Annotated in this window: 11 protein-coding genes and 1 pseudogene; 10 read left to right on the top strand and 2 right to left on the bottom strand. The window is 74.2% G+C overall.

All coding sequences use genetic code 11. The features are described from left to right. Positions 1–51 precede the first annotated feature (51 nt). The 4 genes from AAT21_RS05640 to AAT21_RS05625 are packed head-to-tail and all read left to right on the top strand — an operon-like array spanning position 52 to position 5,145. A complete protein-coding gene (locus AAT21_RS05640) occupies positions 52–2,079 on the top strand; it encodes an NAD-dependent epimerase/dehydratase family protein (RefSeq protein ID WP_046775681.1) in 2,028 nt (675 codons plus the stop codon). Next, positions 2,076–2,780, top strand: a complete 705-nt coding sequence (locus AAT21_RS05635) for a PIG-L deacetylase family protein (RefSeq protein ID WP_107081274.1) — start codon at positions 2,076–2,078, stop codon at positions 2,778–2,780. Before AAT21_RS05640 ends, AAT21_RS05635 begins: the two co-directional genes overlap by 4 nt. Then, positions 2,773–4,005: an ATP-grasp domain-containing protein gene (locus AAT21_RS05630; protein WP_046777059.1), complete on the top strand. Its 1,233-nt coding sequence runs from the start codon at positions 2,773–2,775 to the stop codon at positions 4,003–4,005. The genes AAT21_RS05635 and AAT21_RS05630 overlap by 8 nt, the downstream gene beginning before the upstream one ends. Positions 4,006–4,065: 60 nt before the next feature. After that, positions 4,066–5,145 carry a glycosyltransferase family 2 protein gene (locus AAT21_RS05625; protein ID WP_046775679.1) on the top strand — a complete coding sequence of 360 codons (1,080 nt, stop codon included), beginning with the start codon at positions 4,066–4,068 and terminating at the stop codon, positions 5,143–5,145. On the opposite strand, the gene AAT21_RS05620 is transcribed toward AAT21_RS05625, so the two are convergent. Continuing rightward, positions 5,110–6,693, bottom strand: a complete 1,584-nt coding sequence (locus AAT21_RS05620; protein ID WP_079025468.1) for a CocE/NonD family hydrolase — start codon at positions 6,691–6,693, stop codon at positions 5,110–5,112. The two genes, AAT21_RS05625 and AAT21_RS05620, sit on opposite strands and share 36 nt — an antisense overlap. Before the next feature lie 64 nt (positions 6,694–6,757). On the opposite strand from AAT21_RS05620, the gene AAT21_RS05615 reads away from it, so the two are divergent. From AAT21_RS05615 to AAT21_RS05600, 4 genes are read left to right on the top strand one after another with little or no spacing between them, the layout of a single operon-like run. Further along, positions 6,758–8,287 carry an AMP-binding protein gene (locus AAT21_RS05615; protein WP_235438693.1) on the top strand — a complete coding sequence of 510 codons (1,530 nt, stop codon included), beginning with the start codon at positions 6,758–6,760 and terminating at the stop codon, positions 8,285–8,287. Then, on the top strand, positions 8,284–9,246 hold the full coding sequence (locus tag AAT21_RS05610; RefSeq protein ID WP_046775676.1) for a macrolide 2'-phosphotransferase: 963 nt from the start codon (positions 8,284–8,286) through the stop codon (positions 9,244–9,246). The genes AAT21_RS05615 and AAT21_RS05610 overlap by 4 nt, the downstream gene beginning before the upstream one ends. Then, positions 9,243–10,226: an alpha/beta fold hydrolase gene (locus AAT21_RS05605; RefSeq protein ID WP_046775675.1), complete on the top strand. Its 984-nt coding sequence runs from the start codon at positions 9,243–9,245 to the stop codon at positions 10,224–10,226. The genes AAT21_RS05610 and AAT21_RS05605 overlap by 4 nt, the downstream gene beginning before the upstream one ends. Beyond that, positions 10,216–10,977 carry a nucleoside 2-deoxyribosyltransferase domain-containing protein gene (locus AAT21_RS05600; RefSeq protein ID WP_046775674.1) on the top strand — a complete coding sequence of 254 codons (762 nt, stop codon included), beginning with the start codon at positions 10,216–10,218 and terminating at the stop codon, positions 10,975–10,977. The genes AAT21_RS05605 and AAT21_RS05600 overlap by 11 nt, the downstream gene beginning before the upstream one ends. Here the strand turns inward: AAT21_RS05600 and AAT21_RS05595 are convergent. Next, on the bottom strand, positions 10,953–11,528 hold the full coding sequence (locus tag AAT21_RS05595) for a GNAT family N-acetyltransferase (protein WP_046775673.1): 576 nt from the start codon (positions 11,526–11,528) through the stop codon (positions 10,953–10,955). The genes AAT21_RS05600 and AAT21_RS05595 overlap by 25 nt on opposite strands. Positions 11,529–11,848: 320 nt before the next feature. On the opposite strand from AAT21_RS05595, the gene AAT21_RS05590 reads away from it, so the two are divergent. Both AAT21_RS05590 and AAT21_RS39965 read left to right on the top strand, forming a co-directional pair. Beyond that, entirely contained in the window at positions 11,849–12,232 is a 384-nt protein-coding gene (locus AAT21_RS05590) for a hypothetical protein (protein WP_046775672.1), read from the top strand. Positions 12,233–12,718: 486 nt separating this feature from the next. Next, positions 12,719–14,127, top strand: a pseudogene (locus tag AAT21_RS39965) (molybdopterin oxidoreductase family protein). Positions 14,128–14,276: the final 149 nt, after the last annotated feature.

Raw genomic sequence — 14,276 nt, 5'->3', positions numbered from 1 at the left:
CGCCCGGCCGCCTCACCCCACCCCCGATCTTCGACCACCCTGGAGAGAACCATGCCTCCCGTACGCCTCGCCATCGTCGGGTGCGGCGCCGCCGCCCGCGGCTGCCACCTGCCCGCCCTGCCCGCGCTCAAGGGCGACGTACAGCTGACCGCGCTCATCGACCGCGACCCGCGCCAGGCCGAGGACGCCCTCGCCCTCTACCGGGAGCTCGGCGGCACCGACGCCGACCGGGTGGTGCTCGCCACCGACCCGGCCGAGGCCGCCGACGCCTTCGACGCGGCGGTGGTCGTGGCGCCGCACACCCTGCACGCGCCGATCGTCCAGGCGCTGCTGGCGGCCGGCAAACACGTCCTGCTGGAGAAGCCGATGACCACCTCGGTGGAGGACGCGAAGGCGCTGGCCGCCACCGCCGCCGCCGAGGGCGCCCCGGTGCTCGCGATGGCCCATCCGCGCCGGCTCTTCCCGGCCTACGCCTGGGTCAAGCGGCTCATCGACGGCGGCGAGCTCGGTGACGTGGTGCGGGTCGACTGGTCGGAGGGCCACCCCTACGCCCACGAGCCGGTCTCCTGGTCGATGTTCGACCGGCGCCTGGCAGGCGGCGGCGTGCTCACCGACACCGCCTCGCACGTCTTCGACACCCTGCTGTGGTGGCTCGGCCCCGAGGTGGAGGTGGTCCGCTACGAGGACAACTCCCTCGGCGGGGTGGAGACCGACTCCTCCGCCCACCTGCGCTTCGGCACCACCGACGTGCACTGCGAGTTCAGCCGACTGCGCGACCTCGGCATCAGCTGCAAGGTCACCGGCACCCGGGCGACCGTGACCATCGGCACCGACTTCCCGGCCGGCGAGTGCACGCTGATCACCGCGGACGGGGTGGAACTGCACCGTGGCGACGTGGACGCCGTCGCCCCCGCGCAGGGCGAGTGGGAACTGCTCTTCACCGAGCAGCTGGGCAACTTCGCGGCCGCCGTGCGCGGCTCCGCCGCCGTCCACTCCTCCCCGCAGGACGGCGTTCGCGTCGTCGAGCTGATCCAGGAGTGCTACGGCGGCCCCGGCCACCAGCGGGCCGCGCAGCCGTGGACCGTACGGGACGGTGAGGCGCCGGCAGGCCCCGTACTGGCCGGGCGCACCGTGGCGGTGACCGGCGCGAGCGGGTTCATCGGCGGCCGGATCGTCGAGCGGCTGGTCCTCGGCACCGAGGCCAGGGTCCGGCCTGTGGTGCGCGGCTTCGGCCGGGCGGCGCGGCTGTCGGTCCTGCCGCAGGACCGGCTGGAGTTCCGCCAGGGCGATCTGCTGGACCCCGACACGCTGCGCGCGGCCTTCGAGGGCTGCGACACCGTGGTGCACTGCGCGTTCGGCAGCGCCGGTGACGAGGCCGGCCGCTGGGCCGCCTCCGTCGAGGGCACCGCGCATGTCCTGGCCGCGGCCCGCGCCGCGGGCGTACGCCGTGTGGTGCACCTGAGCACCGTCGACGTCTACGACCCGGCCGTGACCGGCGCCCTCACCGAGGACTCCCCCGCGCGGCCGGCCGACCCCGCCGACCGCGAGTACGAGCAGCAGAAGCTGGCCGCCGAGCAGCTGGTGCTGGAGGCGCACGGCGGCGTCCTGGAGACGGTCGTGCTCCAGCCGGGCGTGGTGTACGGCCCGTGGGGCGGCCAGTGGACCACCGCCCAGCTCCGCCGTCCGGCGGGCGACTTCGCTCAGCTGCCGGCGGGCGGCGAGGGCGGCGTGTGCAACGCCGTGTACGTGGACGACCTGGCCGACGCGGTGCTCCTGGCCGCGGACACCGGGGCCGCCGCGGGCGAGCGGTTCCTCGTGGGCCACCCCGAGGAGCTGGGCTGGGGCACCTTCTTCGACGGGATCCGCGCGCTGCGCGGCCCGCTGGACACCGCGGGCGAGGCGGCCGGGGAGCCGGTCGCCGACTGGGAGCTGGAGCTGTACCGGGCGACGGCCCGCGCCGGCTACGACAAGGCCCGCCGGATCCTGGGTCACACGGCACGCGTGCCGTTCGCCGAGGGTGCCGCGCTGACCGGCCAGTGGGCCCGCTGGGCCGGGGAAGCGCCGGAGGCGGGCGCGTGACGGGCATCACCGACGTCCTGGTGGTGGCGCCGCATCCCGACGACGACGTCATCGGCTGCGGTGGCTCCATCGCCAAGCACGTGCGCGACGGGGCCCGGGTGACGGTGGTCATCGTCATCGGCCGCGAGCGCAGCGCCCTCGACGACGCGGTCAGCGACGCCGAGTTCGCCGCGGAGACGGAGAACGCCGCGAAGACGCTGGGTGTGCACCGCTGCGTGCGCTTCGAGGAGCCGTCGCGGGACTTCGCCCTCTCCCGGCGGGTGCACCTGGACCTGGTCCGGGTCATGCGCGAGGTGCGGCCTCAGGTGGTGTACCTGCCGCACGACAACGACGACGACGTCGAGCACCGGATGGTGCACCAGCTGACCACCGAGGCGCTGTGGATGGCGCAGTCGGAGTTCTTCCAGGAGACGGGCGGCCGGGCGATGCCCGCTCCGCAACTGGTGCTCGGCTACGAGGTCTGGGCGCCGATGGCGCGCTTCCAGTACGCCGAGGACATCGACGGGCAGATCGAGACCAAGGTCGAGGCAATGCGGGCGTACGTATCCCAGCTGCGGCACGCCGCGTGGGACGAGGGCATCCGCGGTCTGGCCCGCTACCGGGGCGCGGTCTCGGCCGGTTCCGGGCACGCGGAGGTGTTCCAGGTGCTGAGCCTGGGGGCCCCGCCCGCCGGACTCCGGGCCGGTGGCGGCCATGACTGACCGGCTGCTGGTCTGCGGGCTCGGCTCGGGCATGGACCGGTCCCTGACCGAGCTGCGCTCGCCCCGGCGGGAACTCGTGGTGGTCACCGACCACCCGACCGACCGGGCGCGGGCGGCCGCCGACGTGCTGATCGTGTCCGATCCGAACGACGCCGTGGCGGTCCTGACGGAGTTGTCGGCGGCCGGGATCGACCGGATCGACGGGGTGTTCTCGCTGGGCGCGGACAACCCGCCGGTGATCAGCACCCTCGCGCGGCGCTTCGGCTGCCCGGGGCTGCCGCTGGAGACGGCCCTGGACTGCACGCTCAAGGACCGGCGGCTGCGGATCCTGCGCGCCGCCGGGCTGGACCTGCCCCGGTTCGCCACCGCCGAGAGCGTCGGCGAGGCGGTGCGGGCGGTCGCGGACATCGGCCTGCCGGCGGTCCTCAAGCCCAGTGACCAGACCGGGTCGCTGGGCGTGCTGAAGGTGGAGACCGCCGGGCAGGTGCGGGGGCTGGCGGAGGAGGCGCTGCGGCTCAGCCCCGGCGGGCGGATCGTGGTGGAGGAGTTCCTGGAGGGGACCGAGCACACCCTCGCGGCCTTCATGGTCGACGGCGAGCTGCACCGCTTCGGTTTCGCCGACCGGGAGTACGGGCGCAAGGAGGAGTTCGCCCCGCACTTCTTCGAGGGCGGGGACACCCTTCCCAGCCGGCTGACGGCGGAGCAGATCGATGAGGTGACCGACGTGGTGCGGCGGGGCGCGCAGGCGCTGCGCCTGGACCCGGCGGTGATCAACACCGACATCCTGCGCACGCACGACGGCCGGGTGATCCTGCTGGAGATCACCTGCCGGCTGACGGGCGCCCGGATCGCCACCGAGGTGATGCGGCTGGCGACGGGTGTGGACCCGCTGCCCAATGTGGTGCGGCTGGCGCTGGGCCGGCCCCTGGAGCGGGCGGAGCTGGTCCCTCGGCACAGCCGGGCGGCGGTCCAGCGGTTCCTGCCGGCGGACGGCGGCGTGGTCGAGTGGGTCGGCGACCCGCGGGACGTCGCCCGCCGGGTGGGGGTGCACGACGTGTTCTGGGGCCTCGACCTGCATCCGGGCGCCGTGGTGCCGTCCTACCGCGGCGGCGCCGACGTACTGGCCGGGGTGATCGCCCACGCACCCGAAGCCGGGGAGGCCGAGGCCATCGCGGAACGCGCCCTGAACGCCCTGCCCCTGCGGTTCAAGGACGGGTCCCCGTGACCGCCGCACGCGTACGACGGGCCCAGCGTAGGCACACGAGTTCGACGAGGGAGAACTGAGATGGCCACCGACCTGGTGGACGAGGCGTCGGTCGACAAGGGCATCGCCCGGACCAGTGTGATCATCGCTCTGCGCGACGATCTGCGGATCGCGGACTGCATCGCGTCGATCGACGAGGACGTCGAGATCGTCCTCGCGCTCAACGGGCCGAGCGACGCCGTCCTGAAACTGATCGCGGAGCACCCCCGCCCGCTGACCGTCACCGAGATCGAGGACGTCGGCAACCTGGGCGCCGCCTACAACGCGGGCGCCGCCGTCACCGACCGGCAGTACCTGCTGCTGATGGACTCCGACTGCACCTTCGCCCCGGGCGTGGTCCGCGCCATGGTCCGCGCGGTGCTCACCGACCCGGTGGTCAAGGGGCAGGTGGTGTACGGGGAGTCGGACGGGACACTGAGCAAACTCACCGCCCGGGTACGGGAGTTCGACGAGGGTGACTACGTCAGCGCGCTGTCCCCGCCGCTGATCTACAACCGGGACATCGTCGACCACATCGGCGGCTACCACTTCGACGAGCTGATCCACTGGTGCGAGGACCGGGAGTTCGACTTCCGGCTCCAGCTGGCGGGCATCCCCGTGGTGTACCTGCCGGAGGCACGGATCTTCCACGACGCCCAGCACGGCTTCGGCAACATGCGCAGCTACTTCCGCTACGGCGTGGGTGAGGGCATCGCCCAGGAGACCGGCGTGTTCACCACACCGGCGGTGCCGGTGGTGTGGCGGCTGTTCGAGGCGTCGCGGACGCTGGTGCACTGCGCCCGGGACAAGGGGGTGGGCGCGGCGGCCTACTACGCGCTGCTGAAGGCCGCCTTCCACGTCGGCACCGCCCACCACCTGCTCAACGACCCCTACCGGGTGCGCGACCGCTACCCCGCCTCGGCGAAGCGCGCCCGCATGGTGCGGTCGATCCCGCAGCACAGCACCAAGCTGAGCAGTGCCCAGTTGCGACGGCTGCGACGGGCCCACTGGGAGGCGGGCCGGCGGATCGAGAAGGTGGCCGACCTGTCGGTCTTCCACCCGGATGCCGCCGGCCCTGCCGGTCCGTCAGCTGCCGGGCAGGCACGGCAGCAGCAGGCGTGACGGGTGGTCGCCGCCGTGATGGACGGTGTGGTGGGCGAGGACCCGCGGGTGAACGTCGAAGCGTGGCGCGTTGCTCGCCGCGATCTCCAGACGGATCCGGTGGCCCGCGCGGAACACGTGACCGACCGGGCCCAGCGCGACGGTGACCTCGGCCGGCTCCCCGGGGGCGGATGCCGTGTCCGCCCCCGGCGCCAGTCGGCGCACGCTGTCGCACAGCAACTCGGCCCGGCCGTCGGGGTGCACGTCGACGAGCTTGCCGGTCACGTCGGCGCCCGCCGCGTCCGGGGTCACGTACACGGTCAGGAGGGTGTCGCCGACGACGGTCAGCGGTGCGGTCAGCGGCTCGCCCGTGAAGCACAGCACGTCGGGGCGCTCCTCCACGCCGCGCTGGTCCAGCGGACCGCAGTCACCTCCGGTGAACTGGCCGGGGAGGGCGGTGGCACCGCCGGTGGTGGGCACGGGGTCGGCCGGGTCGTGACGGATCCGGTCGGCGCCGGAGGCCACCGGGGCGGGGCCGGAGGTCAGGGCACGGCCGTCGAGGTGCAGGACGAGGTCCCGGGTTCCGGGGACGGGCCAGTCGGGGAAGACGCGCCACTCGTCGGCGCCGGTGACGAACAGCCGTACCGGGTCGGTTTCCGGGGCATCGCTGCGCTGTCGCAGATGCCGGTCGAAATGGTCCAGATGGAGTCCGGTGACATCGATGCTGCGTTCATCGGCTGCCAGCCCGTAACGCCGCTGCGGGAATATCCCGCCGGTGACGCAATGGGACCACGGACCGACCACCAGCTGCGACGGCGTTCCACAGTCCCGAATTCCCCGGTAATTCTCCAGGGCACCGGCGAGGAAAATGTCGTACCAGCCGGTGAGGTGAAGTACCGGGACGTCGATCGCCGCATAGGACTCGCGCGGGGCGGCGCGCCGCCAGTACGGGTCCCCGGCCGGGTGCTCGCGCCACTGCCGGTAGTACGGGGCCGGCCGGTCCAGCAGCTCCGCGGCCGCCTCCGGGTCCCGGTAGAGCTCGTCGATCCGGTCGACGGCACGGGCCACCTCGGCCAGCTCGGCCCCGGTCAGCCCCGCCCCCTCCAGCAGCAGGTCGTAGAGCACCCAGTACAGGACGAAGCCCAGCTGGAAGGCGCCGCCCTGCCGGGTCCAGCCCTCGTCGAAGCCCGATCCGGCCACGTGCGGGGCGATCGCGCCCAGGCCGGGCGGGCGTTCGGCCGCGGTGAGCAGTGCGGCCATCGCCTCGTACGAGCGGCCGAACAGCCCGGCCGAGCCGTCGCACCAGGGCTGCTCCACCGCCCAGGCGACGGTGTCCGCGCCGTCCGCCGCCTCGTGCCAGTACGGCTCGAAGATGCCGCCGGAGCCGAACCGGCCGCGCACGTCCTGCACCAGCAGCGCGTACCCGGAGCGGACCAGCCGCAGTCCGTCGACGGAGGCGCCGCCCGGGCTGCCCGATTTCCCGTAAGGGGTGCGGCGTACGAGGACGGGAACGGGGCCGCCGGTATCCGGGCGATACAGGTCGGCATTCAATAAGGCGCCGTCGCGCATGGGTATTTTCAGATCGTGTTCCACAACAATTCGCACCCGCCCATATTCCACCAGGACGAGGGAAATGACAATGCAGGCCAGGGCCAGAGGAATCCATTTCCTGGAACCGTTCTTCGAAACCGCGCGTACGGATCCGGGGCGCCCGGCCGTCGTCGACAACGGGCTCGTCATCGGCTACGGCACTCTCGCCGCCTGGGTGCTGGAGGTGGCGGGCGCCGTCGCACCGCGCACGGACGCGCCCCAGCCGCCGGTCGGGGTGGTCGTGCACCACTCGGCCCGTGACGTCGCGGCCCTGCTGGGCGTCCTCGCGGCGGGGCGGGCCTACGTACCGCTGGAGGCCGGCCATCCCGCGGCCGTGCTGGAGTCCGTACTGGACCGGCTGGAGGTCCGGGAGGCCGTGGCCACCGCGGACACCGGCTGGCAGCCGGCCGTGGAGCGGGTGGTCCGCCCCCGCTGGGCGGCTTCCCCTCCGGTGCGGGTGCCGGTGCCCCCGGCGCTCCCCGGCAGCGGGGTCCGGCCCGAGGATCCGGCGTACGTCCTGTTCACCTCCGGCTCCACCGGCCGGCCCAAGGGGGTCGTGGTACCGCACCGGGCGCCGGCGGCCGTGGTGCCGCCGCTGCGCGAGCTGTACGGGATCGGCCCGGGCTCCACCGTGCTGCACTTCCACGGCGCCGGCGGGGACACCAGCCTGGAGGAGATCCTGCCCACCCTGACCGGCGGCGCCACGCTCGTCGTCGACGACGCGGCGCGCGAGGCGTTCGCCCAGGTGGCCGAGGAACAGGAGATCTCCGTCGCGGTGCTGCCGACCGGTTTCTGGCACAGCCTCACCGGCGACCTGCTGCACCAGGGCGCCGCACTGCCGTCCTGCCTGCGGACCGTGGTCATCGGCGGGGAGGCCGTGCGCGCCGACATGCTGGACCGCTGGCGGAAGCTGGGCGCCGAGGGGGTACGGCTGCTCAACACCTACGGGTCCACCGAGACGGCCCTGGTGACCCACGCGGTGCAGCTGGCCGGGCCGGACGCGCCCGGACTGCCGGACACCGGAGGCGATCTGCCCATCGGGCTGCCCCTGCCGCATGTCGGCCAGCGCATCGACGACACGGGCGAGCTGTACGTGTCCGGGCCCGGGCTGGCCCTCGGCTACCACGCCGCGCCGGATGCCACGGCGGCCCGGTTCGGTGAGGAGGGCGGGACCCGCTGGTACCGCACCGGGGACCTGGTCTCCGAGGCGCCCGGCGGGGCCCTGGTGTTCCGCGGCCGCTCCGACCACCAGGTCAAGATCCGCGGACACCGGGTGGACCTGGTCCATGTGGAGGCCCTGGTCGGCAGCTGCGACGGGGTGCGCGAGGTGGCGGCCGCCCGGGTGGAGGGGGCCGAACACAGCACGCTGGCCGCCTTCTTCGTACCGCTGCCGGGCCGCGACCCGCGGGAGGTCGCGGCGGACGTGCGTACCCGGCTGGCCGGTACGGCGGCCCCGCACCTGGTGCCGAGCCTGCTGGTGCCGCTCACGGAGCTGGCCCGCACCCACACCGGCAAGGTGGACCGCGAGGCCACCCGGGACCGGTACCTGGCGACGGCGGAGGCGGCCCGATGACCGCCGCGACCCGCGCCGGGGCGTCCTGCGGGGCCGGCCCGGACTCCCTCGCCTCCCTCGCCGCGCTCGCCGCGCATGCCTCCCGCCGGCTGGGCCTCGCCCTCGATCCGGCCACGGCCCGCGCCGACGACACCGGCTGGGACTTCCGGGTCGTCCACATCCGGGCCGCCGACGGCTCCTGGTGGATCCTGCGCCGGCCCCGCCGGCCCGAAGCCGCGGAGCAACTGGCCTTCGAGGGAGCCGTACTGGCCGCCGTACGGGACCGGACGCCCGTACCGGTGCCCGACTGGCGGCTGCACGACCCGGACCTGGTCGCCTACCCCCGGCTGCCCGGCGAGGCGGCGGGCACGGAGGATCCCGGCACCCTGGTGTACGGCTGGTCCATCGACCCGCTGGCCCACCCCGGCCAGTACCTGGAGCCGCTGGCCCGGGCCCTGGTCGCGGTGCACACGACCCCGCTGGACGACTCCCCCGCCCTGGCGGCCCGGGGGCGGGCGGACGCCGGGGCCGTACGCACCAGGATCGCGGACCGGCTCGACCGGGCCCGGGCCGAACTCCCGCTGCCGCAGGCCGGGGTGCGCCGCTGGCGGGCCTGGCTGGACGAGGACCGGCTGTGGCCCGGCCGGCTGACCCTCGTCCACGGCGACGTCCACCCCGGGCACACCCTGGTGGACCGCCCGCGCTCCGGCCCACCGGTGCTGTCGGGGCTGCTGGACTGGGCCAATGCCGATGTGGGCGATCCCGCGGCCGACTTCGTCGACATGCTGTACGCGGGCGGCCCCGCCGTCCTGGACCGCCTCCTGGACGCCTACCGGGCGGCGGGCGGCGAGGTCCGCGAGGGCATGCGCGCCCACATCCTGGCCCGGGCCTCCTTCCTGTGGGTCCACGTGGCGCTGCGCGGCCTGGACACGGGCCGCCGCGCCTGGGTGGAGACGGCACTGCGCAGGATGGCGCCATGAGCGGCCCCCGCAACACGGCGCGCACAACGGGCCGGACACCGGGCGGCACGCCGTACACCGTCCAGGGCACGGGCCCCCACCCGGTGGTCCTGATAGCAGGCGCAGGCGGCACAGGCCGCATATGGGAACACCACCAGGTCCCGGCCCTGACGGCGGCGGGCTACCGGGTGATCACTTTCGACCACGGGCCGGAGGCAGCAGGGCCGGGGACGACCGGTCCGGCGGCCGCCGGGCAGACGGCCGGACCGGAGGACGCCGGACGGGAAACGGCCGGACCGGAGGACGCCGGACGGAAGGCCGCCGGCGCAGAGACGGCCGGACGGGCGGCCTACGGGGCGGAAGCCGCAGGCCCTGGGGCGCTGGCCGCCCGGACCGTCGAGTTGCTGGCCGCCCTCGACCTGCCGCCCTGCCCGCTGGTCGGGCACTCGCTGGGCGCCCTCGCCGTGCAGGAGCTGCTGCTGACCGACGCGCACCGGGTGAGTGGGGCGCTGCTGGCGGCGACCCGCGGCCGGTCCGACGTGCTGGCCGAGGCCCTGGCCCGCGCGGAGACCGCGGCAGCGTACGCGGGCACCCGGCCGCCACCCGCGTACGAGGCGTTCGTCCGCCTCGTCCTGAACCTCTCCCCCCGCACCCTGGCCGACGAGGGCGCGGCCGCAGAATGGCTCGACTTGTTCGAACTCGCCGCGCTGACCGGCGAGTCGGCGGCGGCGGACCGCCCGCTCCCGCCGCTCGGCCACCGGCTGGCCGACTTCGGCCGGATCCCCGTCCCCGTCCTGGTGGTCGGCTTCGCCGACGACGTCCTGGCACCCGCCCCGCTGGGCCGCGAGGTCGCCGCCGCGATCCCCGGTGCCCGCTACGCGGAGCTGGCCGACGCCGGCCACCTCGGGTTCCTGGAACGGCCCGACGCCTTCAACGGCCTCCTGCTGGACTTCCTGGCTACCCTGGCCCCGACCGACCCCGGAGTGTCCCATGCCCCTTGAGCCCCACACCCCCGTCACCTCAGAGGTCGAGGTCGAGGTCGTCCACGTCGGCCAGGAGCCGCCGGACTCCTGGGCCGCGGCCGTGTACCTGTGCGGCCCGACCCCCGTCGACCCCGCCGAACCGTCGTGGCGGCCGGGCGCCGTCGACGCACTGCGGTCCGCGTGGTCCGGTGCCGGACGGCTGGTGGTGTTCCTGCCCGAACCGGTCCCCGGCGGTGACTATCCCGCGTACGGGGACCAGATCGCATGGGAGGAGGACGCCATGCGCCGGTCCGACGTGATCCTCTTCTGGATCCCCCGCGACATGGCCACGCTGCCGGGCCTGGTGTCCAACATCAAGTGGGGCTCCTGGTGCGACTCGGGCCGCGCCGTGCTCGGTGCGCCGCCGGAGGCCGAACGCATGGCCTACCTGCTCCACTTCGCGGACGCCCTGGGGGTGCCGGTGGAGCGTACGCCGACGGGTGCGGCCGAGGCTGCGCTGCGCGCGGTCGGGCCGGGCCACACGCGCAGCGGTGGCGAGCGGGCGGTACCGCTGACGGTGTGGCGGACCGGGCCCTTCCGGACCTGGTACGCCACACGCCGCGAGGCCGGGGACCGGCTGCTGGACGCGCGCGTAGAGTGGTACGCACCGACGGCCGGGCCGGACGGGGCCGCCGACTGGCTGCTGACCGTCACCGTCGCGCCCGCCGACGGCTCCGGCCCCGCCGTGCGCCGCCTGCTGGCTGCTCAGGGGCAGGGCATGCTCATGTAGAGCGCCTGCTCGCCCTCGGATTCGGTGCCCAGGTACAGGGCGGTGTCCAGGCCGCAGAGGGAGAAACCCATCCGCCGGTAGGCATGGATGGCCGGGGCGTTGACGTTGGTCACTTCCAGCCAGACGTGCCCGGCGCCCCGTTCGCGGGCGAAGTCCAGCGCGTGTCCCATCAACGCGCGGCCGATGCCCCGGCCCCGGTGGCCGGCGGCGACCTCGATGTCCTCGATGGTCAGCCGCCGGTTCCACGGGGAGTAGGAGACGGCGGCGAAGCCGACGATCCCCCGGGCGGGGCCGACGGCCACGAAGGTGCGGCTGTCGTCGCCCTCGCCGTCCGCCTCCGCGTCGTCCCCCTCGTCGCCGCCATCGTCCTCGGGAAACACCTTGACCAGTGGCGGGTCCACCGGAACCTCGCGGAGGGCGAACCCGTCGCCGGTCACGGCCACTTCGAAAACCGTGCTGGTACTGAAGGACCCGTCGATGGCCTCGATGGCCTCGGTGTCCTCGGGGCGTGCGATGCGGTATTCGTACGTCGTGTCATTGATCGTGGTCATGGCAGGACACTAGGGCCGGGCTGCCCCGGTAAGGGCGCCTTTCAGCCGCCCCCGCCGGGCTGCTCAGCCCTCGCGGCCGCCGACGCACGCAGCGGGTCCCGCCCGCCTCCTGTACGGCTGCCTTTCGTCATGGCTGCGTCCCCGGCACCGGCCGGGCCGCCCACGTCAGCCGCCTCACGCTCGTGGGCCGCACGGGTAGCTTTCGGCCCCGTTGGGCCGATGCGGCTCGGCGCGGCGAACGCATCGTCGTGCGTACCGGCCGAGTATGAGGCGACCACCCACACCTCGCCGCAGCACGCCACAGTCCGGAGTGAAGTCATATGATCCGCTTTTCCATCCTCCTGCCGGCCGCCGTCGTCATGACAGGGGCGCTCGCGGCCCCCGCGAACGCCACGGCGGCCGACCCGAGGCCGATCACCTCCCCCTACGTCCAGGCCGCGGCGGACGTCTCCGGCTCCGGGGCGTTGCTGCGGGCGAAGAATGTCGACTGGGTGCGACACGTCAACACCGGCCGGTACTGCGTGAACGTCAGCGAGCAGGTGAATCTCGCGTTCAGCGTGGTCCACGTGGAGCTGCCCAATTCCAACCGTCGCAGCTTCAGCACCACGCCCAACGCCGTCTGCGGCCCCGACGCGGTCACCGTCTACACGTACGACCTGCGCGGCAGCTACGTGGACAACCCCTTCACGGTCACCGTTTTCTGACCTGTGCCGGACGGACCCGGCCGGCCGGGCGCCTCGAAGGCCCGGTCCGGGCGTCGTAGCGGTCGCCCAGGGAGTGGCTGGTTCCGCAGCACAGGCGAGCAGGAGGGGGTCTCCGGTCACCAGGTGGCCGGCGCCATCCCCCGCCAGTGCCGGTACAGCGCTGAGGCGCCGCTTCCGGAAGGGCCTGCCTCCGGGCGCCGAGGCCCGCGACCGGGCCGAACCGGTCGCGGACGGCGTCGGCCGCCCGGCAAGCGGTTCGCCGTCGGCTACGGGTCGTGGGGTGCGTGGGGTGCGTGGCGTTCCTTCTTCGCGTACGTCCCCGTGCGCGCGGCGGCGATCCGGACCTCGGTCCGGCCGACGCGCACGCCTGGCCGGACAACGGGTGCCGGACCCGTCCACTCCGGCGCGTAGCCTCCTGGCCGCCATGCCCCCGAGGCGTCGCGGGGGTATGGCGGCCTCGGGCGGGGGCAGGGGCAGGGGCTGCATATGACCACAGAATCCGTTCCGGCCGGGCGTATCGCTGATCCGTGGGGGCGCCGCACCCCGTACGGGCGCGGAGGTTCCTGGCCCGCTCGCGTGGACCAGTACCTCGCCGGGGGCTGCGGCGCCGATGACATCGACCGATGGGTCCAGACGGCCTCGAATCTTCATTCGAACGGCGATGCCATGGAGCTGGCGGTGCGGGACGGCCGGCTCGTCGGTGTCCGGGGGATGGCCCGCGACAGGGTCAACCGCGGCCGCCTCGACCCCAAGGACCTGTACGGCTGGCAGGCCGTCGGCTCGCCCGACCGCCTGACCAGCCCGCTGATCCTGGAGAACGGCACCCAACGCGAAGCCGACTGGGACACCGCCATGGCTCTCGTCACGGAGCGCACGCGCGCACTCTCTTCCCGGCCGAAGCCGCCACCGCCGCGGCGACCGACGTGCCCGCGGAGCAGATCCGTACTGCGGCCCGCCTGCTCGGCCAGGCCGGCCGGCTGCTGTCCACGGTGCTGCAGGGCTTCTACGGAGATGCGCGCCCCGATCTCGACATCTTCCTCGACTTCGCCCGCCGCATGGACCTCCGCGACGCATCGGACGCACCGCTGCTGCCCTGGCACAGCCCCGAGGAAGTCTTCGAGGCGTGGAAGGAGTGCAGTCGCGGGCGCCCGTGCGACTACAGCGGCCTCACCTACGCCCTGCTGCGCGACCGCGGCGGCATCCAATGGCCCTGCACCACCGAACACCCCGACGGCACCGAGCGCCTCTACACCCGGGGCGACTTCCGCAGCCGCGCCGAGGACTGCGAGACCTACGGCCGCGACCTCCTCACAGGAAGCTCCCTCGACGAGGAGGCGTACCGGTCCCTGAACCCGGACGGCAAGGAGCTCCTGCGCACCGCCCCGTACGTCCCGCCGCCCGAACAGCCGGGCGCCGACTATCCGCTGTGGCTGATCACCGGCCGCACCCTGTACCAGTTCCACACCCGTACGCGCACCGGCCGCGTGCCCGAACTGCATTCCGCCGCGCCGGACATGTGGATCGAGATGTCCGAATCCGACGCGGCGGCGGCCGGCATCGGGGAAGGCGACCTCGCCGAGGTGGGCACCCGGCGCGGCACCGTCAGGGCCCGGGTCCGGGTCACCGGCATCCGCCAGGGCGTCGTCTTCCTGCCGTTCCACTACGGCTACTGGGACGCCCCCGACGGGATCGGCCACCACCGGGCCGCCAACGAGCTCACGCCCACTTCCTGGGATCCGGCCTCCAAGCAGCCCCTGTTCAAAACGGGCGCGGCCCGCATCACCCCGGTGTCCCGCGCCTCGGACCGCGCCCCGGCCCCCACCACCGCGGCCTCGCGGCCCGGGCCCGGCCCGGACGCGAAGGACAACAGCACTACCCCGACGGGACCCTCATGAGCGCACCCGTGTCACCCACCACAACGGTGCCCCGCCCCGCTCGGTGCCCCCCTGCCCGTCGAATTCCTGGGTCTTACCGCAGGGGCGTTCGTCGTCTCCGCGGTCCAGCTCGGCTGGACCCCGCCCCATGGCGGAGGTCACGGTGGGCC

It is taken from the genome of Streptomyces yangpuensis (assembly GCF_001005295.1).
Taxonomy (GTDB): Bacteria; Actinomycetota; Actinomycetes; order Streptomycetales; family Streptomycetaceae; genus Streptomyces; species Streptomyces yangpuensis.
Note: the sequence above shows the minus strand (reverse complement) of the source record. Positions and strands in the feature narration are given on the sequence as shown.

Coding starts and splice junctions, on each gene's coding strand:
- AAT21_RS05640 (WP_046775681.1), top strand. CDS start 52: ATGCCTCCCGTACGCCTCGCCATCGTCGGGTGCGGCGCCGCCGCCCGC.
- AAT21_RS05630 (WP_046777059.1), top strand. CDS start 2,773: ATGACTGACCGGCTGCTGGTCTGCGGGCTCGGCTCGGGCATGGACCGG.
- AAT21_RS05625 (WP_046775679.1), top strand. CDS start 4,066: ATGGCCACCGACCTGGTGGACGAGGCGTCGGTCGACAAGGGCATCGCC.
- AAT21_RS05620 (WP_079025468.1), bottom strand. CDS start 6,693: ATGCGCGACGGCGCCTTATTGAATGCCGACCTGTATCGCCCGGATACC.
- AAT21_RS05615 (WP_235438693.1), top strand. CDS start 6,758: ATGACAATGCAGGCCAGGGCCAGAGGAATCCATTTCCTGGAACCGTTC.
- AAT21_RS05610 (WP_046775676.1), top strand. CDS start 8,284: ATGACCGCCGCGACCCGCGCCGGGGCGTCCTGCGGGGCCGGCCCGGAC.
- AAT21_RS05605 (WP_046775675.1), top strand. CDS start 9,243: ATGAGCGGCCCCCGCAACACGGCGCGCACAACGGGCCGGACACCGGGC.
- AAT21_RS05600 (WP_046775674.1), top strand. CDS start 10,216: ATGCCCCTTGAGCCCCACACCCCCGTCACCTCAGAGGTCGAGGTCGAG.
- AAT21_RS05595 (WP_046775673.1), bottom strand. CDS start 11,528: ATGACCACGATCAATGACACGACGTACGAATACCGCATCGCACGCCCC.
- AAT21_RS05590 (WP_046775672.1), top strand. CDS start 11,849: ATGATCCGCTTTTCCATCCTCCTGCCGGCCGCCGTCGTCATGACAGGG.